The sequence below is a fragment of the Sphingorhabdus rigui genome, from assembly GCF_014196595.1.
GTDB lineage: Bacteria > Pseudomonadota > Alphaproteobacteria > Sphingomonadales > Sphingomonadaceae > Sphingorhabdus_B > Sphingorhabdus_B rigui.
The window spans coordinates 400,898-420,371 of sequence record NZ_JACIEA010000002.1 but is presented as its reverse complement, the minus strand read 5'-3'; the positions used below and the strand labels follow the sequence as shown (position 1 = coordinate 420,371).

At 55.4% G+C, this 19,474-nt stretch carries 29 protein-coding genes; 28 read left to right on the top strand and 1 reads right to left on the bottom strand.

What is annotated here, in order from left to right; genetic code table 11:
* Positions 1-147: 147 nt before the first annotated feature.
* The 5 genes from GGR91_RS09650 to fusA all read left to right on the top strand — a co-directional run bounded on the left by GGR91_RS09650 (position 148) and on the right by fusA (position 4,919).
* Positions 148-1,179, top strand: coding sequence for a type III polyketide synthase (locus GGR91_RS09650; RefSeq protein WP_183941970.1), 1,032 nt, complete (start codon positions 148-150; stop codon positions 1,177-1,179).
* The gene (locus GGR91_RS09645) at positions 1,176-1,697 is read left to right on the top strand and encodes an isoprenylcysteine carboxyl methyltransferase family protein (protein ID WP_246337135.1); all 522 of its coding nucleotides are present in this window, start codon (positions 1,176-1,178) and stop codon (positions 1,695-1,697) included. Before GGR91_RS09650 ends, GGR91_RS09645 begins: the two co-directional genes overlap by 4 nt.
* A 184-nt stretch (positions 1,698-1,881) precedes the next feature.
* Positions 1,882-2,253, top strand: a complete 372-nt coding sequence (gene rpsL, locus GGR91_RS09640; RefSeq protein WP_125229575.1) for a 30S ribosomal protein S12 — start codon at positions 1,882-1,884, stop codon at positions 2,251-2,253.
* A gap of 77 nt (positions 2,254-2,330) precedes the next feature.
* A complete protein-coding gene (gene rpsG / locus GGR91_RS09635; RefSeq protein WP_125229576.1) occupies positions 2,331-2,801 on the top strand; it encodes a 30S ribosomal protein S7 in 471 nt (156 codons plus the stop codon).
* A 45-nt stretch (positions 2,802-2,846) separates the two neighbouring features.
* Positions 2,847-4,919: an elongation factor G gene (gene fusA / locus GGR91_RS09630; protein WP_183941969.1), complete on the top strand. Its 2,073-nt coding sequence runs from the start codon at positions 2,847-2,849 to the stop codon at positions 4,917-4,919.
* 28 nt (positions 4,920-4,947) lie between these two features.
* Here fusA and GGR91_RS09625 read toward each other — a convergent pair whose 3' ends face one another.
* Positions 4,948-5,319, bottom strand: a complete 372-nt coding sequence (locus tag GGR91_RS09625) for a tRNA-binding protein (protein ID WP_183941968.1) — start codon at positions 5,317-5,319, stop codon at positions 4,948-4,950.
* Between the two features lie 175 nt (positions 5,320-5,494).
* On the opposite strand from GGR91_RS09625, the gene GGR91_RS09620 reads away from it, so the two are divergent.
* The 23 genes from GGR91_RS09620 (at position 5,495) to rpmD (ending at position 19,440) form a co-directional block, all read left to right on the top strand.
* Positions 5,495-8,158: a TonB-dependent receptor plug domain-containing protein gene (locus tag GGR91_RS09620; protein WP_246337134.1), complete on the top strand. Its 2,664-nt coding sequence runs from the start codon at positions 5,495-5,497 to the stop codon at positions 8,156-8,158.
* Between the two features lie 78 nt (positions 8,159-8,236).
* The gene (locus GGR91_RS09615; RefSeq protein WP_183941967.1) at positions 8,237-8,779 is read left to right on the top strand and encodes a GNAT family N-acetyltransferase; all 543 of its coding nucleotides are present in this window, start codon (positions 8,237-8,239) and stop codon (positions 8,777-8,779) included.
* A gap of 141 nt (positions 8,780-8,920) precedes the next feature.
* Positions 8,921-10,111 (top strand): elongation factor Tu, encoded by a 1,191-nt coding sequence (tuf, locus tag GGR91_RS09610; protein WP_183941966.1) that lies wholly within the window; start codon positions 8,921-8,923, stop codon positions 10,109-10,111.
* 147 nt (positions 10,112-10,258) lie between these two features.
* Positions 10,259-10,570 carry a 30S ribosomal protein S10 gene (gene rpsJ / locus GGR91_RS09605; protein WP_022672862.1) on the top strand — a complete coding sequence of 104 codons (312 nt, stop codon included), beginning with the start codon at positions 10,259-10,261 and terminating at the stop codon, positions 10,568-10,570.
* A gap of 213 nt (positions 10,571-10,783) precedes the next feature.
* Positions 10,784-11,614, top strand: a complete 831-nt coding sequence (gene rplC / locus GGR91_RS09600; RefSeq protein WP_183941965.1) for a 50S ribosomal protein L3 — start codon at positions 10,784-10,786, stop codon at positions 11,612-11,614.
* 3 nt (positions 11,615-11,617) lie between these two features.
* The gene (gene rplD, locus GGR91_RS09595) at positions 11,618-12,244 is read left to right on the top strand and encodes a 50S ribosomal protein L4 (RefSeq protein WP_183941964.1); all 627 of its coding nucleotides are present in this window, start codon (positions 11,618-11,620) and stop codon (positions 12,242-12,244) included.
* Positions 12,237-12,545, top strand: coding sequence for a 50S ribosomal protein L23 (locus tag GGR91_RS09590; RefSeq protein WP_183941963.1), 309 nt, complete (start codon positions 12,237-12,239; stop codon positions 12,543-12,545). Before rplD ends, GGR91_RS09590 begins: the two co-directional genes overlap by 8 nt.
* Before the next feature lie 10 nt (positions 12,546-12,555).
* On the top strand, positions 12,556-13,392 hold the full coding sequence (rplB, locus tag GGR91_RS09585; RefSeq protein WP_183941962.1) for a 50S ribosomal protein L2: 837 nt from the start codon (positions 12,556-12,558) through the stop codon (positions 13,390-13,392).
* A gap of 3 nt (positions 13,393-13,395) precedes the next feature.
* Positions 13,396-13,671, top strand: a complete 276-nt coding sequence (gene rpsS / locus GGR91_RS09580; protein WP_125229583.1) for a 30S ribosomal protein S19 — start codon at positions 13,396-13,398, stop codon at positions 13,669-13,671.
* A complete protein-coding gene (gene rplV / locus GGR91_RS09575; RefSeq protein WP_183941961.1) occupies positions 13,671-14,051 on the top strand; it encodes a 50S ribosomal protein L22 in 381 nt (126 codons plus the stop codon). The genes rpsS and rplV overlap by 1 nt, the downstream gene beginning before the upstream one ends.
* Positions 14,052-14,054: 3 nt before the next feature.
* Positions 14,055-14,759: a 30S ribosomal protein S3 gene (gene rpsC, locus GGR91_RS09570; RefSeq protein ID WP_183941960.1), complete on the top strand. Its 705-nt coding sequence runs from the start codon at positions 14,055-14,057 to the stop codon at positions 14,757-14,759.
* A 16-nt stretch (positions 14,760-14,775) separates the two neighbouring features.
* Entirely contained in the window at positions 14,776-15,210 is a 435-nt protein-coding gene (gene rplP / locus GGR91_RS09565) for a 50S ribosomal protein L16 (protein ID WP_125229586.1), read from the top strand.
* 1 nt (position 15,211) lies between these two features.
* On the top strand, positions 15,212-15,421 hold the full coding sequence (gene rpmC / locus GGR91_RS09560) for a 50S ribosomal protein L29 (RefSeq protein WP_158902179.1): 210 nt from the start codon (positions 15,212-15,214) through the stop codon (positions 15,419-15,421).
* 10 nt (positions 15,422-15,431) lie between these two features.
* On the top strand, positions 15,432-15,695 hold the full coding sequence (gene rpsQ, locus GGR91_RS09555; RefSeq protein WP_183941959.1) for a 30S ribosomal protein S17: 264 nt from the start codon (positions 15,432-15,434) through the stop codon (positions 15,693-15,695).
* 4 nt (positions 15,696-15,699) lie between these two features.
* The gene (gene rplN / locus GGR91_RS09550) at positions 15,700-16,068 is read left to right on the top strand and encodes a 50S ribosomal protein L14 (RefSeq protein WP_125229589.1); all 369 of its coding nucleotides are present in this window, start codon (positions 15,700-15,702) and stop codon (positions 16,066-16,068) included.
* A gap of 2 nt (positions 16,069-16,070) precedes the next feature.
* A complete protein-coding gene (gene rplX / locus GGR91_RS09545) occupies positions 16,071-16,391 on the top strand; it encodes a 50S ribosomal protein L24 (protein WP_125229590.1) in 321 nt (106 codons plus the stop codon).
* Complete coding sequence (gene rplE / locus GGR91_RS09540; protein ID WP_183941958.1) at positions 16,384-16,968, top strand: 50S ribosomal protein L5; 585 nt, start codon at positions 16,384-16,386, stop codon at positions 16,966-16,968. Before rplX ends, rplE begins: the two co-directional genes overlap by 8 nt.
* Entirely contained in the window at positions 16,968-17,273 is a 306-nt protein-coding gene (gene rpsN, locus GGR91_RS09535; RefSeq protein WP_183941957.1) for a 30S ribosomal protein S14, read from the top strand. The genes rplE and rpsN overlap by 1 nt, the downstream gene beginning before the upstream one ends.
* An 11-nt stretch (positions 17,274-17,284) precedes the next feature.
* Positions 17,285-17,680 carry a 30S ribosomal protein S8 gene (gene rpsH / locus GGR91_RS09530; protein ID WP_183941956.1) on the top strand — a complete coding sequence of 132 codons (396 nt, stop codon included), beginning with the start codon at positions 17,285-17,287 and terminating at the stop codon, positions 17,678-17,680.
* Positions 17,680-18,213, top strand: a complete 534-nt coding sequence (rplF, locus tag GGR91_RS09525) for a 50S ribosomal protein L6 (RefSeq protein ID WP_183941955.1) — start codon at positions 17,680-17,682, stop codon at positions 18,211-18,213. The genes rpsH and rplF overlap by 1 nt, the downstream gene beginning before the upstream one ends.
* Positions 18,213-18,566, top strand: coding sequence for a 50S ribosomal protein L18 (gene rplR, locus GGR91_RS09520; protein ID WP_183941954.1), 354 nt, complete (start codon positions 18,213-18,215; stop codon positions 18,564-18,566). Before rplF ends, rplR begins: the two co-directional genes overlap by 1 nt.
* Positions 18,567-18,568: 2 nt before the next feature.
* Positions 18,569-19,258 carry a 30S ribosomal protein S5 gene (gene rpsE / locus GGR91_RS09515; protein ID WP_183942066.1) on the top strand — a complete coding sequence of 230 codons (690 nt, stop codon included), beginning with the start codon at positions 18,569-18,571 and terminating at the stop codon, positions 19,256-19,258.
* A 5-nt stretch (positions 19,259-19,263) separates the two neighbouring features.
* The gene (gene rpmD / locus GGR91_RS09510; RefSeq protein WP_183941953.1) at positions 19,264-19,440 is read left to right on the top strand and encodes a 50S ribosomal protein L30; all 177 of its coding nucleotides are present in this window, start codon (positions 19,264-19,266) and stop codon (positions 19,438-19,440) included.
* Positions 19,441-19,474: the final 34 nt, after the last annotated feature.

Genomic DNA, 19,474 nt, shown 5'->3' with positions numbered 1-19,474 from the left:
TCGGTTTGGCGGTCCTCTATCAAGCCCCGCCATGCTTGTCATCTTCGCGCTGCAATTGTGAAAGGGCGATATGTCGGTTGGGCGTAAATCGAGGTAGGGTAAAGTCTACCTAGCGCAAAGCCGATAACAGGCGTAGCTGACTGACCAATGACGCTTATTTCCCCCCGCTTGCTCTCGCTTGGAACCGCTGTGCCGCCGCATCGCATTACGCAAGATCAGGTCTTGTCGATATTGGCGCAGGCCAAAGGTCATGCCCTACCGGCGCGTATGGCGGATATTCTAGGCAATACCGGCATTGATCAGCGGCATATTGCGATGCCGCCTGAATATTATTTTGCGCCACGCTCGTGGGCCGGTCGCGCAGCGGTATATGCCGACGCTGCAGCAGTTCTGTTTGAGGCTGCCGCGGCACAGGCACTTGATCGTGCCGCCATCAATGCCGCCGACATCGGTCAGATTGTGTTTGTGTCAACCACAGGAACCATGACGCCAAGCCTGCCCAGCCGGATGATCGCGAAAATGGGATTTGCACCCGATACACGATGCGTGCCCTTATTTGGCTATGGCTGCGCGGGCGGGGTTATTGGACTTGGCGTCGCTGCGGACCTGTTCCGCGCCAATCCGGACAAGCCCGTCCTGCTCGTAAGCCTTGAGCTGTGCAGTCTTGCATATGACCATGCGCGGATGGACAAAAAAGATATGGTTGCGCTGGCTTTGTTCGCCGATGGCTGCGCGGCGGCGGTGGTTGGGGCAGGGCCCGGCCCTGTGCTTTCCGCCTTTGCCAGCCATGTGTGGCCCGACACGCTAGATATGATGGGCTGGGAAATCGGCGACACGGGCTTTGATCTGGTGCTTGCGCGGGACATTCCTGTATTCGTGAACAGCCATTTTGCGCCCGTCTGCGACGCATTCTTGGCGCGGCAAGGTCTTGAGAAAGCCGAGATGGCCGAGCCTGCCTGTCACCCGGGCGGCGGCCGCGTTGTCGATGCGCTTGCGGACTATCTGGGTGATGATTTGGCAATGACCCGTTCGGTGCTGCGGGCGCATGGCAATATGAGTTCGCCAACGGTGCTATTTGTGTTGGACGCTTTGTTGACGGCTGGGCCGATTACAAAGCCAACCTTGTTGACGGCGCTGGGCCCCGGATTTGTCGGTGCGATGGGAATCATAACGCCATGATGCTGTTCGACTGGCCATTCTGGGCACAGGCGGTCTTTGCCTATGTCATCATACAGCGGCTTGCCGAGCTTGCCTACGCCAACGCCAATACGCGGCGTTTGCTGGCCGAAGGCGGGCGTGAGCATGGGGCAAAGCATTATCCGTTGTTCATATTGCTGCACAGCGGCTGGCTTGTGTCGATTGCGCTGTTTGCGGAACCGACAGCGGGGCCGAACCTGTTATTGCTCAACGCGTTCGTCGCCAGCCAGACATTCCGTTTCTGGACGCTGGCAAGCATTGGCCGGTGGTGGACAACCCGCATCATCAGTGCGCCGCATTTCCCGCGGGTGAAGCGTGGGCCATATCGCTTTATCAAGCATCCAAATTACGCATTGGTGGTCGTGGAAATTGCGCTCCTGCCGCTCCTGCTTGGTGCGCCCGCCATGGCGCTGACTTTTTCGATATTGAACGCTGCGTTATTGTGGTGGCGGATCCGGATTGAAAATGCCGTGCTGGGCGAACGTGTGGGCACTACTTGACCCGACCGCCTGCTGGCGCTAATGGCGCGCCTTCCCATGGCCAGAGGACCGATTCTCTTTGGTCATTTGGGAAGAACTCAGAATAGCAGCACATTGTGTGATCGGCCGGGTGGGCCAAAGGCTGAGCCTCCACCGCAAAATACGGCTGCCCACCCAAAGTAACCGCTTTAAACAAGGTGAAGATATGCCAACGATTAACCAGCTGGTCCGCAAGGGCCGGACCCCGCAGAAGACCAAGTCCAAGGTCCCTGCGATGGAGCAAAATCCACAAAAGCGCGGCGTTTGCACACGCGTTTATACAACGACCCCGAAAAAGCCGAACTCGGCTTTGCGTAAGGTTGCGAAGATCCGTCTGACCAACCAGCGTGAAGTTATTTCCTATATCCCAGGTGAAGGCCACAACCTTCAGGAGCACAGCGTTGTGCTTATCCGTGGCGGCCGCGTACGCGACCTTCCCGGTGTGCGTTACCACGTGCTTCGCGGCGTACTCGATACGCAGGGCGTCAAGGACCGCAAGCAATCGCGTTCCAAATATGGTGCAAAGCGTCCGAAGTAATTCGAACGTTACCATTGGCTGGCCGATTGGCGCGCAACTGCGCTGCCACTGGTCCCATGAGATAAAGGAAATAAAATATGTCACGTCGTCGTCGTCCCGAAAAGCGCATCATTCTTCCCGATCCCAAGTTCGGTGATATCGTGCTTTCGAAGTTCATGAACAACCTGATGCTTGATGGTAAGAAGTCAGCAGCAGAGCGTATCGTTTATGGTGCGTTGGAAACTGTTGAAGCCCGCGCCAAGAAAGATCCTATCCAAACCTTCCATGAAGCGCTGGATAACGTAAAGCCAGGCATCGAAGTCCGCAGCCGCCGCGTTGGTGGTGCGACCTATCAGGTTCCTTGCGAAGTGCGTCCAGAGCGCGCGCAGGCACTTGCGATTCGTTGGTTGATTGGCGCTGCACGTAACCGCAGTGAAACCACCATGGCTGCCCGTTTGTCGGGTGAATTGATGGATGCCGCGTCAAACCGTGGCAACGCCGTCAAGAAGCGTGAAGATACGCACCGTATGGCGGAAGCCAACCGTGCATTCGCACACTACCGCTGGTAATCACATTCGGGCCACTTCGGTGGCCCACACTTCGGAGTAAAGCATATGGCACGCAGCCATCCACTCAATATGTACCGCAACATCGGGATCATGGCGCATATCGACGCCGGTAAAACCACGACCACCGAGCGCATTCTTTTCTACACCGGCAAGTCGTATAAAATCGGCGAAGTTCATGATGGCGCAGCCACCATGGATTGGATGGAGCAAGAGCAAGAGCGTGGCATCACGATCACGTCGGCTGCAACGACCTGCTTCTGGAACGACCACCGCATCAACATCATTGATACGCCAGGCCACGTTGACTTCACGATTGAAGTTGAACGTTCGCTGCGCGTTCTCGATGGCGCGGTTGCTTGCTTCGACGGTGTTGCCGGCGTTGAGCCACAGTCCGAAACCGTATGGCGTCAGGCCGATAAGTACGGCGTTCCACGCATGTGCTTCATCAACAAGCTCGACCGTACCGGCGCGAACTTCAAATATTGCGTTCAATCGATCATCGATCGTCTGGGTGCAAAGCCAGCCGTTCTGTATATTCCAATCGGTTTGGAAGCGGACCTCAAGGGTCTCGTCGACCTGGTGCACAACCGTGCGATCATCTGGAAAGACGAATCGCTTGGTGCGGACTTCTTCTACGAAGATATCCCAGCTGACCTGGCTGACGAAGCTGCGAAGTATCGCAGCGAGTTGATCGAGCTTGCTGTTGAGCAAGACGATGTTGCCATGGAAGCATATCTTGAAGGCAATGAGCCGGACGTTGCAACGCTGAAGGCGCTGATCCGCAAGGGCACGTTGAACCAGTCGTTTGTTCCTGTCTGCTGTGGTTCGGCGTTCAAGAACAAGGGCGTTCAGCCATTGCTTGACGCTGTTGTCGATTATCTGCCTTCGCCGCTTGATATTGCTGATGTTCAGGGCGTCCACATGGATACGCTTGAGCCAGACAGCCGTCCGGCAACGGACGATGCGCCGTTCTCGGCACTCGCGTTCAAGGTCATGAACGATCCATTCGTCGGCTCGCTGACCTTCATCCGCATCTATTCGGGTAGCCTTGTTAAGGGCACGTACCTGAACTCGGTGAAGGACAAGAAGGAAAAGGTCGGGCGTATGCTCGAAATGCACGCCAACGAACGTAAGGACGTTGACGAAGCATTTGCAGGCGACATCATCGCGCTTGCCGGCATGAAGGAAACAACAACCGGTGACACGTTGTGCGCCGAACGTTTCCCGATCATTCTTGAGCGTATGGAATTCCCTGAGCCCGTTATCGAGCTCTCGGTTGAACCAAAGACCAAGGCCGACCAAGAAAAGATGGGCATCGCGCTCAATCGTCTGTCTGCTGAAGATCCATCGTTCCGCGTTTCGACCGATCACGAATCGGGCCAGACGATCATTAAGGGCATGGGCGAGCTTCACCTCGACATCATCGTCGATCGTATGCGTCGTGAATTCAAGGTTGAAGCAAATGTCGGTGCGCCGCAGGTTGCTTACCGCGAATATCTCGCGCGCGAAGTTGACGTTGATTACACCCACAAGAAACAGTCGGGTGGTTCAGGTCAGTTCGGCCGTATCAAGTTCACGGTAAAGCCGGGCGAGCGTGGCACGGGCATCATCTTCAAGGATGAAGTCAAGGGCGGTAACATTCCGAAGGAATATATTCCATCGGTTGAAAAGGGCATGCGCGAAACCGCAGAGTCCGGATCGCTTATCGGCTTCCCAATCATCGATTTCGAAATCACGCTGTATGACGGCGCATACCATGACGTCGACTCGTCGGCGCTGGCATTCGAAATCGCTGGTCGTGCAGGCATGCGTGAAGCTGCGCAAAAAGCCGGCATCAAACTGCTTGAACCAATCATGAAGGTCGAAGTTGTATCTCCTGAGGAATATCTGGGCGATGTGATCGGCGACATGAACTCACGTCGTGGTCAAATTCAAGGCACTGACAGCCGCGGTAATGCGCAGGTTGTTGAGTCCATGGTGCCTTTGGCCAACATGTTCGGCTATGTGAACCAGCTCCGCTCGTTCACGCAAGGACGTGCAAACTATTCGATGTTCTTCAATCATTATGATGAAGTCCCATCGAACGTTGCGGCCGAAATCAAGGAGAAGATGGCTTAAACGCCAGACGCTATCGGGCAGCTGCTTCCTAAAAGAGGCGGCTGCCCAACGGCACCTCGCGGTCGGGTGTAAAAAGAACGACTGCCCCGCTGGCATCAGGAAAGCCGAGTGTCAGCACTTCCGACATGATTTTGCCGATTTGCCTTGGTGGTAAATTGACGACTGCAGCGACCAGTCGTCCGGGCAATTCCTCCGGCGTATAATGCTCTGTGATTTGCGCCGAGCTTTTCTTCACACCGATTGTGTCACCGAAATCGATCGTCAGCACATAGGCTGGTTTGCGCGCGTGCCTTAATGGCTCAGCGGCCAATAATTTCCCCACACGTATATCGACCGCCAGAAACTGAGCAAAATCGATCAATTCCGCGGCGTCGGCTCCTTGGTCTGGCACAAGATGCATGGCGATTTCCTTTTTACCGTTTGTGACGTTTTTGCCACATTTTGTAACAATTTTTTGAAGCCCTTCTCACCCGGACTTTTTTGACCAATAACAAGGGCGGGATGGAAGGAATAGCCGAAGGTTCACAGCCATGGAAAATGCCATGGCAAGGATCCGGTCAATCAGGGAGATTTGCATGTCACATTTTAAATCTGTATCGAGCGCGTGGTTGGCGTGCGGAACCGCCGCAGTTGCGTTGATGGCGGCGCAGCCTGCATTGGCGCAGGATAGTGAAGACACAACAACAGCAGCCACCGGCGAAGAAAAATCCATCGTCGTCATCGGTTCGCGCCGCACGGATCGGTCGGATACCGCTTCATCCTCGCCAGTCGATGTTATCGGCTCGGACGAGTTGCAGGGACAGCCGCAGGCAAACCTGCTCGACGTGGTGCGCAACCTGGTTCCGTCTTTCTATGTACCGCAGAACACGATTTCGGATGCTTCGACCTTTGTGCGCGCCCCGTCGCTCCGCGGCCTTGGTGCTGACCAGATTCTCGTCATGATTAATGGCAAGCGTTACAACCGTTCTGCGCTGGTCCAGGTCTATACAGGCGGTGATACCGCGTTGTCGTTCGGCTCACAAGGTGCCGACGTTTCCAATATTCCGGCGATCGCGCTCAAAAACCTTCAGGTGCTGCGTGACGGTGCGACTGCGCAATATGGTTCAGACGCAATTGCCGGTGTTATCAACTATCAACTGCGTGACGATGCGGGCTTTGATGTACAGGCGTTGTGGGGTCAGCAATATGAAGGCGACGGCACGCGCAAGCAGATGTCGGCCAATGCCGGTTTCAAGCTCGGCAGCAGCGGTTTCGTCAACATCTCGGGCGAATGGTTCGACAGTGAAGGCACCAGCCGCGGTGCGACGCGGCCGATCGCGCTGGAACTGGCGCGGACGCAGCCAGGCGTCGTTGGCAGCATCCCCAATTTATCCAGCGGCCTTCCCGCACAAATCTGGGGTTCGTCGCCATCGGATGGCTACAAGCTGTTCATGAACAGCGCGCTCGACGTCGGGGATAATGCCCAGCTCTATCTCGTCGCCAATTATGCGCACAGCAAGGCGAACCAGAGCTTCAACTATCGCTCTCCCATCAGCGCGCCAGTGCCGCTGACCGTTGACATCGGAACCGGAACGCCCGCGACGCGCTCGCCCGGCCGTAACGGCTCGTTCAATACCATTTATTTGACGCCGTGCCCGGCTGGTAATGCGACTTGCCCCGCTGGTTCGTTCGTGTTTTCGAATCTTGCCAACACACAACAGACATTTAATTTCTCGTCGATTTATCCCGGCGGATTTACGCCGCGCTTCATTGGCAAGGTTGATCAGTTCTACAGTGTTGCAGGCGTGAAGGGTGAAGCTGAAAGCGGCCTGACATATGATGTTTCGGCAACACTGGCGCGCAACTCACTGTCGCTGTCGATGACCGATTCGCTCAGTGCGTCGTACGGCCCGCAAAGCCAGACCGAATTCTTCTTCGGCAAGCTCATCCAGCGTGAACAGAACGTCAATCTGGATCTAACCTATCCGCTTGAGGTCGGCTTCTTTAGCCCTGTCACCTTGTCTGGTGGCGCTGAGTATCGTCGCGAGGAATATGAGACGACCGTCGGCGATCTGCAATCTTATGGTGCTGGTCCTTTTGCGGTTCAGGATCTGTATCGCGAAACCGCGCCGGGCGTATACGCGTTCAATAGCCGCGTGACCCAATCCCCCGCCGCCAGCGGCTATGGCGGTGTCAGCCCGACCTTTGCCGGCACCAACAGCCAGCAAAGCTATGCGGTTTATGTCGGCGCTGAAACCGATGTCACAGAACAATTCACTGCCGGCGTTGCTGGGCGGTGGGAACATTATGACACCTTCGGCAGCACGGTTGTCGGCAAGTTAAATGCGCGATATGACTTTTCCGATGCGGTTGCGGTGCGTTTTACGGCAGGTACCGGTTTCCATGCACCATCGCCGGGCCAGAATAACACACAGATCGTGACCACCAACTTCCGCAGCGGGAATCAGGTGCAAACCGGCACCTATCCCGTAACCAGCGACATTGCGCAATATTATGGCGCAACCTCGCTTAACCCGGAAAAATCCCTCAATTTCGGGGGCGGCATCGTGCTGACGCCGATGGACAAATTGAGCATCACGCTCGATGGTTATTCGGTCAAGGTTAAGAACCGTATCGGCATTTCGCAGACCTTTACGGTGTCGGCAGCGGACCTCGTTGCGCTGCCTTCGCTGGCAGTCGTGGGCCTTGCGGGCGACGTGAACTACTTCACCAACGGTTTTGAAACACGCACCACCGGTTTCGACTTTGTAACCAATTACCGCACCGATCTGGCTGGCGGCCCTTTAAGCCTGACGCTTGCGTATAACTATAACAAGAGCAAGGTAACCGACTTTGACCCGTTGGTGATCAGCCCGGCGCAAAGGTTCAACGTTTCGAACCTGCCACCTAAGCATCGTGTTAATGCGTCGGCAAACTGGCAGATTGGCGATTTTTCGATCAATGCGCGCGAAAATTATTTCAGTTCGTGGGCGAATCAGCTTGAATATCCAGGGCAGAAGTTCGGTGCTAAGTTCGTCACTGATCTCGACATCAGCTACACCTTCGCTGATCGCTATACCCTGACGGTCGGTGCCAACAATCTGTTTGATACCTATCCTGATAAGATTGCACCGACGGCAACTAACCCGGTTTATGCGCTGACCAACAGTCTTGCAGACGGCCAAGTCTATCCGCGTTCGGGTGGTCCATTCGGCATAAACGGTGGCTTCTATTATGTGCGAGTCGCTATCGACTATTGATTCGCATGCATATTAAGGAATGGGCGGGGGCGGTGGCCCTCGCCCTTCTTTTTTCGCCGTTTGTATTTAGGGTTTAGGATGACGGACGAATTCAAACATCGCATTGCCACGCCCGATGACCTGGAAGCGTTGCACGCGCTCATGGTCCGGTCAATTGCGCAGAACCAGTCGGATTTCCTGACACCTCAACAGGTCGCAGCCAGCGACAAGGTCATGGGGCTTGATACGCAGTTGGTGCGCGACGGCACCTATTTCCTGATTGAATGCGACGGCCGAATCGCCGGATGTGGCGGGTGGAGCTTTCGCGCGACGCTTTATGGCGGCGATGACAGTGTCGTGGCGCGTGAACCTGCCACACTCGACCCCGCCACCGACGCGGCAAAGATACGGGCCATGTATACCGACCCGGACTTTACGCGGCGTGGAATCGGCGCGCGCATCCTGGCGCTTTGCGAAGATGCAGCACGACAGGCGGGCTTTCAGCGCGTTGAATTGATGGGAACGGCGGCTGGGGTTCCGCTCTATCGTGCGCAGGGATATACGCCCGCAGCAGAGCAGGAATATGCTAGCGTGGGCGATGTCAAAATACCCTTGCTCCGTATGGAGAAGCATTTCGACTGATACGATAAATCATCGGTTCGGCAAGGATATGCAGGCAAAGCTTGCAGAACCGGAAAAGACCTACTAAAGGCCACGCCTGATTCAGCAGGCGCGTCCCATCTGAACGTAATCCGACATTTCTAAAGTAAGAAGGTTTGAAAAATGGCAAAGGCTAAATTTGAGCGGACGAAGCCGCACTGCAATATCGGCACCATCGGTCACGTTGACCACGGCAAGACCACGCTGACTGCAGCAATCACGAAGATCATGGCTGAAACTTACGGCGGTACCGCTGTTGATTTCGCCAACATCGATAAGGCTCCAGAAGAGCGCGAGCGCGGCATCACCATTTCGACGGCACACGTTGAATATGAAACTGCTGGTCGTCACTACGCACACGTCGACTGCCCAGGTCACGCTGACTATGTTAAGAACATGATCACCGGTGCTGCTCAGATGGACGGCGCTATCCTCGTTGTGAACGCAGCTGACGGCCCGATGCCACAGACTCGCGAGCACATCCTGCTTGCACGTCAGGTTGGCGTTCCTGCACTTGTTGTTTACATGAACAAGGTTGACCAGGTTGACGATGAAGAAATTCTCGAACTGGTTGAAATGGAAATCCGTGAGCTTCTTTCGAAGTATGATTTCCCAGGCGACGATATTCCAATCGTTCGTGGTTCGGCACTTGCTGCACTCGAAGGCCGTGACGACAACATCGGTAAGGAATCTGTCCTTGCACTGATGGCTGCTGTTGACGAAGCTATTCCTCAGCCAGAGCGTCCAATCGACAAGCCATTCCTGATGCCAGTTGAAGACGTGTTCTCGATCTCGGGTCGTGGTACGGTTGTTACCGGCCGCGTTGAAACCGGAATCGTCAAGGTTGGCGAAGAAGTTGAAATCGTTGGTATCAAGGACACCAAGAAGACGACCGTTACCGGCGTTGAAATGTTCCGCAAGCTGCTCGACGAAGGTCGTGCAGGCGACAACATCGGTGCGCTTGTTCGTGGCGTAGGCCGTGAAGAAGTTGAGCGTGGTCAGGTTCTCTGCAAGCCAGGTTCGGTTACGCCGCACACTGAGTTCTCGGCAGAAATCTACGTTCTTTCGAAGGACGAAGGCGGCCGTCACACGCCATTCTTCGCAAACTACCGTCCACAGTTCTACTTCCGTACAACTGACGTGACCGGCGAAGTGATCCTTCCAGAAGGCACTGAAATGGTTATGCCAGGCGACAACGTAACCATCGCGGTTAAGTTGATTGCTCCAATCGCTATGGACCCAGGTCTTCGCTTCGCAATTCGCGAAGGCGGACGCACCGTCGGTTCTGGGGTTGTCAGCACCATCACGAAGTAATATAGGCCGCGCATCCCGCCCGACTCTTTGATTCGGGCGGGGCGGTTTTTAGAATTTCAAAACAGTTGTTCCGGCTTCGAAAGCGCAAGTCGGAATGGCTGTTTTTCGGCTCTTTGATATTGATAGAATTTGGAAATTGGTGAACCCATGGAAACGCAGAATATTCGCATCCGTCTGAAAGCATTTGACCATCGCGTCCTCGATCAGGCGACTGGCGATATCGCAGACACCGCACGCCGCACTGGTGCGCTTATCCGTGGTCCAATTCCACTTCCTACCCGTATCGAAAAGTTCACAGTGAACCGCGGACCGCACGTTGACAAAAAGTCACGCGAGCAGTTCGAAGTTCGTACCTATAAAAGGTTGCTCGACATTGTGCAGCCCACGCCACAGACCGTAGACGCGCTCATGAAGCTCGATCTTGCTGCCGGTGTGAATGTCGAAATCAAATTGGCGTAAGCCGATATCTCTACCCAAGTAGAGTGAGACAATAGGAATACCGCCGAGTTTACTCGGGCTGCGTTCCCCGTCTTACCAGATTGCTCATTAAGGTGAGCCACTGGTGCCTAGCCCGGACGGGGCAATGCTTGAAAATTCAGGGCTGGATTTAGGCGTCACGCCCTCCTGGCAATCCTGCCAGCCGGGCCTCTGACATAAGTTGGAGTATGGATCATGCGCACTGGCGTGATCGCGAAAAAGATGGGTATGATGCGCCTCTTCAATGAAGATGGCCGTCACGTACCTGTGACCGTTTTGGCGCTGGAAGGCTGCCAAGTGGTCGGAGCCCGCAATGCAGAGAAGGATGGCTATTTTGCTGTTCGTCTCGGTGCCGGCGCCCGTAAAGCGAAAAATGTAAACAAACCACAGCGCGGCGAGTTCGCTAAAGCACAGGTCGAGCCAAAAGCTCGCGTTGCTGAATTCCGCGTTGATAATGCCGACGGCTTGCTGCCCGTCGGCGCTTCTCTTTCCGCAGACCATTTTGTTGACGGCCAGCTCGTCGACATCACTGGCCACACGCAGGGTAAAGGCTTTGCCGGCGCCATGAAGCGTTGGGGCTTCGGTGGTATGCGCGCATCGCACGGTGTGTCCATCACCCACCGTGCCCATGGTTCGACTGGCCAACGCCAGGATCCAGGCAAGGTGTTCAAGAACAAGAAGATGGCCGGCCACATGGGCGACCGTCAGCGCACACAACAAAATCTTGAAATCGTCCGCACTGATGTTGCGCGCGGTCTCATCTTCGTAAAGGGTTCAGTACCTGGCGCGAAGAACGGTTGGTTGCTTGTTCGCGATGCCGTTAAGGTTCCTACACCTGAAGCTGCTCCGTTCCCCGGCGCGTTGAAGAATGACAATGAAGCCCCAGTGGTCGAAGATGTCATCATCAACACCGAAGTTGAAGTTGCAGACACCCCCGCTGTCGAAGCTGAAGCGCCTGCCGCTGAAGCTGCGCCCGTTGCCGAAGCACCTGCTGCTGACGCCGGCGAAGAAAAGAAGGAGGGCTAAGCCATGAAGCTCAAGGTTCAAACCCTCGACGCCAAGGCAAAGGGCGACATCGATCTGAATGACGACGTATTTGGCATTGAGCCGCGCGCCGACATTCTGCACCGTGTTGTTACCTGGCAGCGTGAAAAGGCCCGCGTTACGGCTCGTCCTACCCGTGAGCGTTCAGACGTTGCACGCACCGGCAAGAAATTCGGCAACCAAAAGGGTGGCGGTACTGCCCGTCACGGTGACCGCGCTGCTCCGATCTTCATCGGTGGTGGTAAGGCCCATGGTGCCCGTCTGCGTGACTTTAACCCATCGTTGAACAAGAAGATCCGCTCATTGGGTCTGAAGATGGCGCTTTCGAGCAAAGCTAAGGCTGGTTCGCTTATCGTTCTTGAAGATCTTGATCTGGCTGCTGCAAAGACTGCGGCGCTTAAGGGTCAGGTTGGCAAGCTCGGTTTCGGCAAGACGACGCTGGTTATCGACGGCGACACCGTAAACGACAATTTCCGTATGGCTTCGGCTAACCTGGTCGGCATCAACGTGATGCCTGCTGTTGGTGCCAATGTTTATGACATTCTGAAGCATGACACGCTGGTCTTGACCCGCGCTGCGGTCGAGAAACTGGAGGCCCGTTTCAATGGCTAAGGATAAAGCAATCGACGTGCGTCATTATGACGTGATCGTTGCACCGCACATCACCGAAAAGGCGACCCTGCTGTCGGAGCACAACGCTGTTGTGTTCAAAGTCACGGGTAGCTCGACCAAGCCACAGATCAAGGCAGCTGTTGAAGCCTTGTTCGACGTCAAGGTCCTGAACGTGAATACGCTCGTGCAAAAGGGCAAAACCAAGCGCTGGAAGGGCAAGCCTTACACGCGTTCGGATGTCAAAAAAGCAATCGTCACTTTGGCCGAAGGCCAGAGCATTGACGTGACCACCGGTATTTAAGGGCAGGATAATGGCACTCAAAAGCTACAAACCAACTAGCCCCGCCCGTCGCGGCCTTGTGCTGGTTGACCGGTCGAGCCTCTACAAAGGCGGTCCTGTTAAGGGACTGACCGAAGGTAAGAGCAAGACCGGCGGCCGTAACAACAAGGGTCACGTGACTTCGCGCGGTATCGGCGGCGGTCACAAGCAAAAATATCGTCTGATCGACTTTAAGCGTCGTAAATGGGATATGCCTGCAACTGTTGAGCGTCTGGAATATGACCCCAACCGTTCGGCCTTCATCGCACTTGTAAAGTACGAAGATGGTGAACTGGCCTACATCCTTGCACCACAGCGTCTTGCCGTAGGCGACGTTGTTGTTGCCGGCGAAAAGACCGACGTTAAGCCAGGCAACGCCATGTTGCTGAGCCAGATGCCGGTTGGTACGATTTGCCACAACATCGAAATGAAGCCCGGTAAGGGTGGCCAGATCGCACGTTCGGCAGGCACATATGTGCAGCTGGTCGGTCGCGACGGTGGCCGCGTTATTGTTCGCCTGAACTCGGGTGAGCAGCGCTACATTCTCGGCACGTGCATGGGTACAGTTGGCGCGGTTTCGAACCCTGACAACTCGAACACGACCCTTGCCAAGGCAGGCCGCAATCGCTGGCGCGGCATTCGCCCGCTGACGCGTGGTGTTGCTAAGAACCCTGTCGATCACCCGCATGGTGGTGGTGAAGGTCGTACATCAGGTGGCCGTCATCCGGTTACACCTTGGGGTAAGCCAACAAAGGGTGCTCGTACCCGCAGCAACAAGTCGACCGACCGGATGATCATCCGTTCGCGGCATGCTAAGAAGAAGAGGTAACTCATGTCTCGTTCCGTCTGGAAAGGTCCGTTTGTTGACCTCTATCTGCTGAAAAAAGCAGAAACCGCTCAGGAAACATCGAAGGCTGCGCCGATCAAGACTTGGTCGCGTCGCTCGACAATCCTGCCTCAGTTCGTTGGCCTGACGTTCAGCGTCTATAATGGCCACAAGTTCATTCCCGTTTCGGTGAATGAGGACATGGTCGGCCATAAGCTTGGTGAGTTCGCTCCAACGCGTACGTATCATGGCCATGGCGCAGATAAGAAGGGCAAACGCTAATGGGTAAGGCATCCGCACCCCGTCGCGTCGCCGACAATGAAGCTCTGGCAGTGGGCACAACCATTCGTGGTTCGGCTCAGAAGCTTGGCCTCGTTGCCGCGCTGATCCGTGGCAAGAAAGCCGAAGACGCGCTCAACATTCTGAAATTCTCCACAAAGGGAATGGCAGAAGACGTGCGCAAGGTTCTGGCATCCGCCATCGCCAACGCCGAAAACAACCACAACCTTGACGTCGACAGCCTTGTCGTTGCCGAGGCAAGCGTTGGCAAGGCACTGACCATGAAGCGTTTCATGGCACGCGGCCGCGGCAAGTCGAGCCGGATCATCAAACCATTCAGCCGTCTGCGCATCGTTGTGCGTGAACAGCAAGAAGAGGCATAAGTCATGGGTCAGAAATCAAATCCAATCGGGCTTCGCCTGCAGATCAACCGGACTTGGGATAGCCGTTGGTACGCCGAAGGTGCGGAATATGGCCGCATGCTTCTGGAAGATATCAAGATCCGCAAGTTCATCTTTGAAACACTGCCACAAGCAGCGATTTCAAAGGTCGTAATCGAGCGTCCTGCCAAGAATTGCCGCGTTTCAATCTACGCAGCACGTCCTGGCGTGATCATCGGCAAGAAGGGTGCGGACATTGAGAAGCTGAAAAAGCAGATCAACAAGTTCACCACCGCTGAAGTGTCGTTGAACATCGTTGAAATCCGCAAGCCGGAAGTCGACGCGAAGCTCGTAGCGCAGGGTATTGCTGACCAGCTTATCCGTCGTATCGCATTCCGTCGTGCCATGAAGCGCGCGATGCAGTCGGCGATGCGTCTGGGTGCAGAAGGTATCAAGATTACCTGCGGTGGTCGTTTGGGCGGCGCAGAAATTGCACGCGTTGAATCGTACCGTGAAGGCCGCGTGCCTGCGCATACGCTTCGTGCCAACATTGACTATGCTGAAGCTGAAGCACTGACTGCTTATGGCATCATCGGCATTAAATGCTGGATCTTCAAAGGCGAAATCTTGGGTCATGACCCAATGGCAACTGACCGACTGATGATGGAAGCACAGACTTCTGGCGTCCGTCCGCAGTCTGACCGCCGCTAAAGGTTAGGAACTAGACATGTTGCAACCAAAGAAAACAAAGTTCCGTAAGCAGTTCAAGGGACGCATTAAGGGCGAAGCCAAGGGCGGGTCTGACCTGAACTTCGGTTCCTACGGCCTGAAGGCGCTTGAGCCAGAGCGGATTACCGCACGTCAGATCGAAGCGGCTCGCCGCGCGATTACGCGTCACATCAAGCGTCAGGGACGTTTGTGGATCCGTATCTTCCCGGACGTGCCGGTCACGAAAAAGCCTGCCGAAGTTCGTCAGGGTAAGGGCAAGGGTTCGGTCGAATATTGGGCAGCCAAGGTTAAGCCTGGCCGCATCATGTTTGAACTCGACGGTGTTCCTGGTCCACTCGCAGCTGTCGCATTCCAGCGTGCAGCCATGAAACTGCCAATCAAGACCAAGGTCGTGGCGCGTCTCGGCGACACCTCGCATCTGGGAGCATCATAAGATGAGCAAAACCGAAGATCTCCGCGTCAAGAGCGACGATCAGCTTGCTGTTCAGCTCGGCGAATTGAAGCGCGAAGCGTTTAACCTGCGTTTCCAATCGGCCACTGGCCAGATGGAAAAGCCGGCACGTGTGCGTGAAGTGCGTCGTGACATCGCCCGCATCAAAACCCTGCAGGGTGAGCGCCAGCGCGCCGCCGCAAAGACGGCATAAGGAGCTACCCATGCCAAAACGTATTCTCACAGGGACCGTGGTCTCCGACAAGAATGACAAGACCATTGTCGTTCTCGTCGAGCGCAAAGTGAAGCACCCGCTTTACGGCAAGATCATTCGTCGCACGAAGAAGTATCACGCCCATGACGAAAACAACGTCGTGAAAGAAGGCCAAGTCGTCCGCATCGAAGAGTGCGCGCCGATTTCCAAAAACAAGACCTGGCGCTTGGTAGCTGACGCTGCCGCCCCGGTCGCCGCAACGAAGGAGGATTGATTCCATGATTCAGATGCAATCCAATCTCGATGTTGCGGACAACAGCGGCGCAAAGCGCGTTCAGTGCATCAAGGTGCTTGGCGGTTCCAAGCGTCGCGTAGCTGGCGTGGGCGACATCATCGTGGTGTCGATCAAAGAAGCTGCACCGCGCGGTAAGGTAAAGAAGGGTGACGTGCACAAGGCCGTTATCGTTCGTACCCGCAAAGACATCCGCCGTGCAGACGGTTCGGTTATCCGCTTCGACTCCAATGCTGCCGTTCTTATCGGTAACAACAAGGAGCCGATTGGCACACGTATCTTCGGACCAGTGGTTCGTGAACTGCGCGCCAAGAACCACATGAAAATCATCAGCTTGGCACCGGAGGTGCTATAACAATGGCTCTGGCAAAAATCAAAAAGGGTGACACGGTCGTCGTGCTCGCCGGTAAAGACAAGGGCAAGTCCGGCGAAGTAACCGCCGTAATGCCTAAGGACAGCAAAGTCGTCGTCGCAGGCGTCAACATTGCTGTGCGTCACCGGAAAGCTTCGCAGGCAAACCCGCAGGGCGGTCTCGATCGCTTTGAAGCACCGCTGCACATTTCGAATGTGGCTTTGGCGGATCCGAAAACAGGCAAGGCAACACGCGTTCGCGTGGAAACCAAGGACGGCAAGAAGGTCCGCGTGGCCGTGAAGTCCGGGGAGACGATCAGTGGCTGATACCAAATATACTCCACGTATGAAGAAGTTGTACGACGACGCCGTCGTCAAAGGCTTGACTGAAAAGTTCGGTTACACAAACCGCTTCGCAGTGCCGAAGATCGAAAAGATCACACTCAACATGGGTGTTGGTGAAGGTTCGCAGGACAAGAAGAAGGTTACGACCGCTCTTGCTGAAATGGAACTGATCGCTGGTCAAAAGCCAGTCATCACCAAGGCGAAGAAATCCATCGCTGGCTTCAAGCTGCGTGAAGGCATGCCAATCGGCGTGAAAGTAACGCTGCGTGGCGCCCAGATGTATGAATTCTTGGATCGCCTCGTCACCATCGCAATGCCACGCATTCGCGATTTCCGTGGCCTGAACCCAAAGAGCTTTGATGGCCGTGGCAACTTTGCGATGGGTCTCAAGGAACAGATCATTTTCCCAGAAATCAGCTATGACGCCATCGATACGGTGCGCGGCATGGATGTGATCGTAACGACTTCGGCAAACTCGGACGACGAGGCGCGCGAACTGCTTAAGCTGTTCGGCTTCCCGTTCCCTGTAGAAGAAGCTGACGAAAAGGCGGCTGCATAATGGCTAAACTGAGCTCCATAAACAAGAACGAGCGTCGCAAGAAGCTGGCGAAGAAATACGCCGGTCGTTATGCGAAGTTGAAGGCGATGGCGAAAGACCAGTCGTTGGATGACAGCGAGCGTTTGATTGCACGCCTGAAAATGGCTGAAATTCCCCGCAATGGTAACCCGCACCGCGTGCGTAACCGTTGCGAAACCACCGGGCGTCCTCGCGGCGTGTACCGTAAATTCAAGCTGAACCGTATCGAACTGCGTAATCTTGCCAATAAGGGCATGATCCCGGGCGTTACGAAGTCGAGCTGGTAAGGATAAGATAGATGGCAATGACCGATCCTTTGGGTGATATGCTCACCCGTATCCGCAACGGCCAGCGGGCGAAGAAAGACTCTGTAGTCTCGCCAGCGTCCGGCCTGCGTACCCGCGTTCTCGATGTTCTGCAGCGTGAAGGCTATATTCGCGGTTACAGCGAAGAAGCTTTGGGTGCACATAAGGGCATCCGCATCGAGCTGAAATATTTCGAAGGTGCTCCTGCTATCCAGCATGTCGCCCGCGTTTCGAAGCCTGGTCGCCGCGTATATTCAGGAAGCCAAGAGCTTCCGATTATCCGTAACGGCCTTGGCATCACCATCGTTTCGACGCCAAAGGGCGTTCTGTCTGACGCCGAAGCGCGCGCACAGAATGTCGGCGGCGAAATCCTGGCGGAGGTATTCTAATGAGCCGCATTGGTAAGAAACCTGTTCCCATTCCTGCCGGCGTAACCGCCAGCATGGAAGCGGGCACGCTTTCGGTCAAAGGACCGAAGGGCGAACTGAAAATGCCTATGAGCGACCTTATCTCTTACGAGATGCAGGACGACGGCCTTTCGGTAAAGCCGGCCAATGGCAGCAAGGCAGCCCGCGCGTTTTGGGGTATGCAGCGTACGTTGGTACAGAACCTCGTTACGGGTGTGACCGAAGGCTTTACGAAAGTCCTCGAAATCACCGGCGTTGGTTATCGTGCAAACAGCCAAGGCAAGATGTTGAAGCTGCAACTTGGCTACAGCCATGATGTCGACTTCGCGATCCCAGAGGGCATCGAAATCAAGACACCTGACAACACCACGGTGGAAATTTCAGGTATCGACAAGCAGAAGGTTGGGCAGGTTGCTGCTGAAATCCGTCGCTGGAGGAAGCCGGAGCCATATAAGGGCAAGGGCATCAAGTACCGCGGCGAGTATATCTTCCGCAAGGAAGGGAAGAAGAAATAATGGCAAAATTGTCTCTCTTTGCAAGGCGCCGTCAACGCGTTCGTTCGAAATTGCGGGCGCAGGTTGCTGGACGTCCTCGTCTTTCCGTGCACCGCACTGGTCGCCACATCTATGCGCAAGTCATTGACGATTCGAAGGGCGCGACCATCGCGTCTGCTTCGACCCTCGACAAGGACGTGAAGGCTAAGAACGGCTCGACAACTGAAGCTGCGGCGGATGTTGGCAAGCGGGTAGCCGAAGCAGCTAAGAAAGCTGGCATTTCCAGCGTGGTTTTTGATCGTGGCGGGTTCCTGTTTCACGGTCGCGTCAAAGCGCTTGCTGATGCAGCGCGCGAAGGCGGATTGGAGTTCTGATGATGGCTGAAAACACTGAAAGCACTGTACCTGTGACTGACGGCGCAGCTCCTGAAGCAGCCGAAGGTCAACGTCGCGGTCGCGGCGGTCGTGGCGGCGGTGATAACCGTGGTGGCGGTGGCCGTGGTCGTAACAACGATCGTCGTCCTGCACAGGAAGAAGATGATGGCACGATCGAAAAGCTCGTTCACATCAACCGCGTTTCGAAAACTGTTAAGGGCGGTAAGCGCTTCGGTTTTGCGGCACTCGTCGTTGTTGGTGACGGTCAGGGCCGCGTAGGCTTTGGTCATGGTAAAGCACGCGAAGTGCCAGAAGCCATCAACAAAGCGACTGCCGCTGCCAAGAAATCGATGATCCGCGTCGCCCTGAAAGATGGTCGTACGTTGCATCACGACGGTAAGGGCCATTTCGGCGCTGGCAAGGTGACGTTGCGTTCGGCACCAGCCGGTACCGGCATCATCGCAGGCGGCCCAATGCGCGCTGTCTTCGAAAGCCTGGGCGTTGCGGACGTTGTGACCAAGTCGGTCGGTACGTCGAACCCTTACAACATGATCCGTGCTACTTTCGCGGCGCTGTCTGAACAGACCAGCCCCAAGTCGGTAGCGCAGCGTCGCGGCAAGAAAATCGCCGACCTTCTTGGTCGCGGTGGCAGCAAAACTGCTGAAGCCGACGCAGAAGCTATTGCGGAGTAATCGATATGGCGAAGATTAAACTGAAGCAGACCGGTTCGCCGATCCGCCGTCCAGCCTCACAGCGCGCAACTTTGAAAGGCCTCGGCCTTGACAAGATGAACCGCGTTGTCGAAATCGAAGACACAGCCGAAGTGCGCGGAATGATCCGCACAGTTCGTCACATGGTCCAAATTCAGGACTAATAACATCAGCGCGAATTAAAGCGAAAGCGAGTGC

What these genes read in the sequence shown, in the direction of transcription:
- GGR91_RS09650 (WP_183941970.1), top strand. Translation starts at nt 148, where the DNA reads ATGACGCTTATTTCCCCCCGCTTGCTCTCGCTTGGAACCGCTGTGCCG.
- GGR91_RS09645 (WP_246337135.1), top strand. Translation starts at nt 1,176, where the DNA reads ATGATGCTGTTCGACTGGCCATTCTGGGCACAGGCGGTCTTTGCCTAT.
- rpsL (WP_125229575.1), top strand. Translation starts at nt 1,882, where the DNA reads ATGCCAACGATTAACCAGCTGGTCCGCAAGGGCCGGACCCCGCAGAAG.
- rpsG (WP_125229576.1), top strand. Translation starts at nt 2,331, where the DNA reads ATGTCACGTCGTCGTCGTCCCGAAAAGCGCATCATTCTTCCCGATCCC.
- fusA (WP_183941969.1), top strand. Translation starts at nt 2,847, where the DNA reads ATGGCACGCAGCCATCCACTCAATATGTACCGCAACATCGGGATCATG.
- GGR91_RS09625 (WP_183941968.1), bottom strand. Translation starts at nt 5,319, where the DNA reads ATGCATCTTGTGCCAGACCAAGGAGCCGACGCCGCGGAATTGATCGAT.
- GGR91_RS09620 (WP_246337134.1), top strand. Translation starts at nt 5,495, where the DNA reads ATGTCACATTTTAAATCTGTATCGAGCGCGTGGTTGGCGTGCGGAACC.
- GGR91_RS09615 (WP_183941967.1), top strand. Translation starts at nt 8,237, where the DNA reads ATGACGGACGAATTCAAACATCGCATTGCCACGCCCGATGACCTGGAA.
- tuf (WP_183941966.1), top strand. Translation starts at nt 8,921, where the DNA reads ATGGCAAAGGCTAAATTTGAGCGGACGAAGCCGCACTGCAATATCGGC.
- rpsJ (WP_022672862.1), top strand. Translation starts at nt 10,259, where the DNA reads ATGGAAACGCAGAATATTCGCATCCGTCTGAAAGCATTTGACCATCGC.
- rplC (WP_183941965.1), top strand. Translation starts at nt 10,784, where the DNA reads ATGCGCACTGGCGTGATCGCGAAAAAGATGGGTATGATGCGCCTCTTC.
- rplD (WP_183941964.1), top strand. Translation starts at nt 11,618, where the DNA reads ATGAAGCTCAAGGTTCAAACCCTCGACGCCAAGGCAAAGGGCGACATC.
- GGR91_RS09590 (WP_183941963.1), top strand. Translation starts at nt 12,237, where the DNA reads ATGGCTAAGGATAAAGCAATCGACGTGCGTCATTATGACGTGATCGTT.
- rplB (WP_183941962.1), top strand. Translation starts at nt 12,556, where the DNA reads ATGGCACTCAAAAGCTACAAACCAACTAGCCCCGCCCGTCGCGGCCTT.
- rpsS (WP_125229583.1), top strand. Translation starts at nt 13,396, where the DNA reads ATGTCTCGTTCCGTCTGGAAAGGTCCGTTTGTTGACCTCTATCTGCTG.
- rplV (WP_183941961.1), top strand. Translation starts at nt 13,671, where the DNA reads ATGGGTAAGGCATCCGCACCCCGTCGCGTCGCCGACAATGAAGCTCTG.
- rpsC (WP_183941960.1), top strand. Translation starts at nt 14,055, where the DNA reads ATGGGTCAGAAATCAAATCCAATCGGGCTTCGCCTGCAGATCAACCGG.
- rplP (WP_125229586.1), top strand. Translation starts at nt 14,776, where the DNA reads ATGTTGCAACCAAAGAAAACAAAGTTCCGTAAGCAGTTCAAGGGACGC.
- rpmC (WP_158902179.1), top strand. Translation starts at nt 15,212, where the DNA reads ATGAGCAAAACCGAAGATCTCCGCGTCAAGAGCGACGATCAGCTTGCT.
- rpsQ (WP_183941959.1), top strand. Translation starts at nt 15,432, where the DNA reads ATGCCAAAACGTATTCTCACAGGGACCGTGGTCTCCGACAAGAATGAC.
- rplN (WP_125229589.1), top strand. Translation starts at nt 15,700, where the DNA reads ATGATTCAGATGCAATCCAATCTCGATGTTGCGGACAACAGCGGCGCA.
- rplX (WP_125229590.1), top strand. Translation starts at nt 16,071, where the DNA reads ATGGCTCTGGCAAAAATCAAAAAGGGTGACACGGTCGTCGTGCTCGCC.
- rpsN (WP_183941957.1), top strand. Translation starts at nt 16,968, where the DNA reads ATGGCTAAACTGAGCTCCATAAACAAGAACGAGCGTCGCAAGAAGCTG.
- rpsH (WP_183941956.1), top strand. Translation starts at nt 17,285, where the DNA reads ATGGCAATGACCGATCCTTTGGGTGATATGCTCACCCGTATCCGCAAC.
- rplF (WP_183941955.1), top strand. Translation starts at nt 17,680, where the DNA reads ATGAGCCGCATTGGTAAGAAACCTGTTCCCATTCCTGCCGGCGTAACC.
- rplR (WP_183941954.1), top strand. Translation starts at nt 18,213, where the DNA reads ATGGCAAAATTGTCTCTCTTTGCAAGGCGCCGTCAACGCGTTCGTTCG.
- rpsE (WP_183942066.1), top strand. Translation starts at nt 18,569, where the DNA reads ATGGCTGAAAACACTGAAAGCACTGTACCTGTGACTGACGGCGCAGCT.
- rpmD (WP_183941953.1), top strand. Translation starts at nt 19,264, where the DNA reads ATGGCGAAGATTAAACTGAAGCAGACCGGTTCGCCGATCCGCCGTCCA.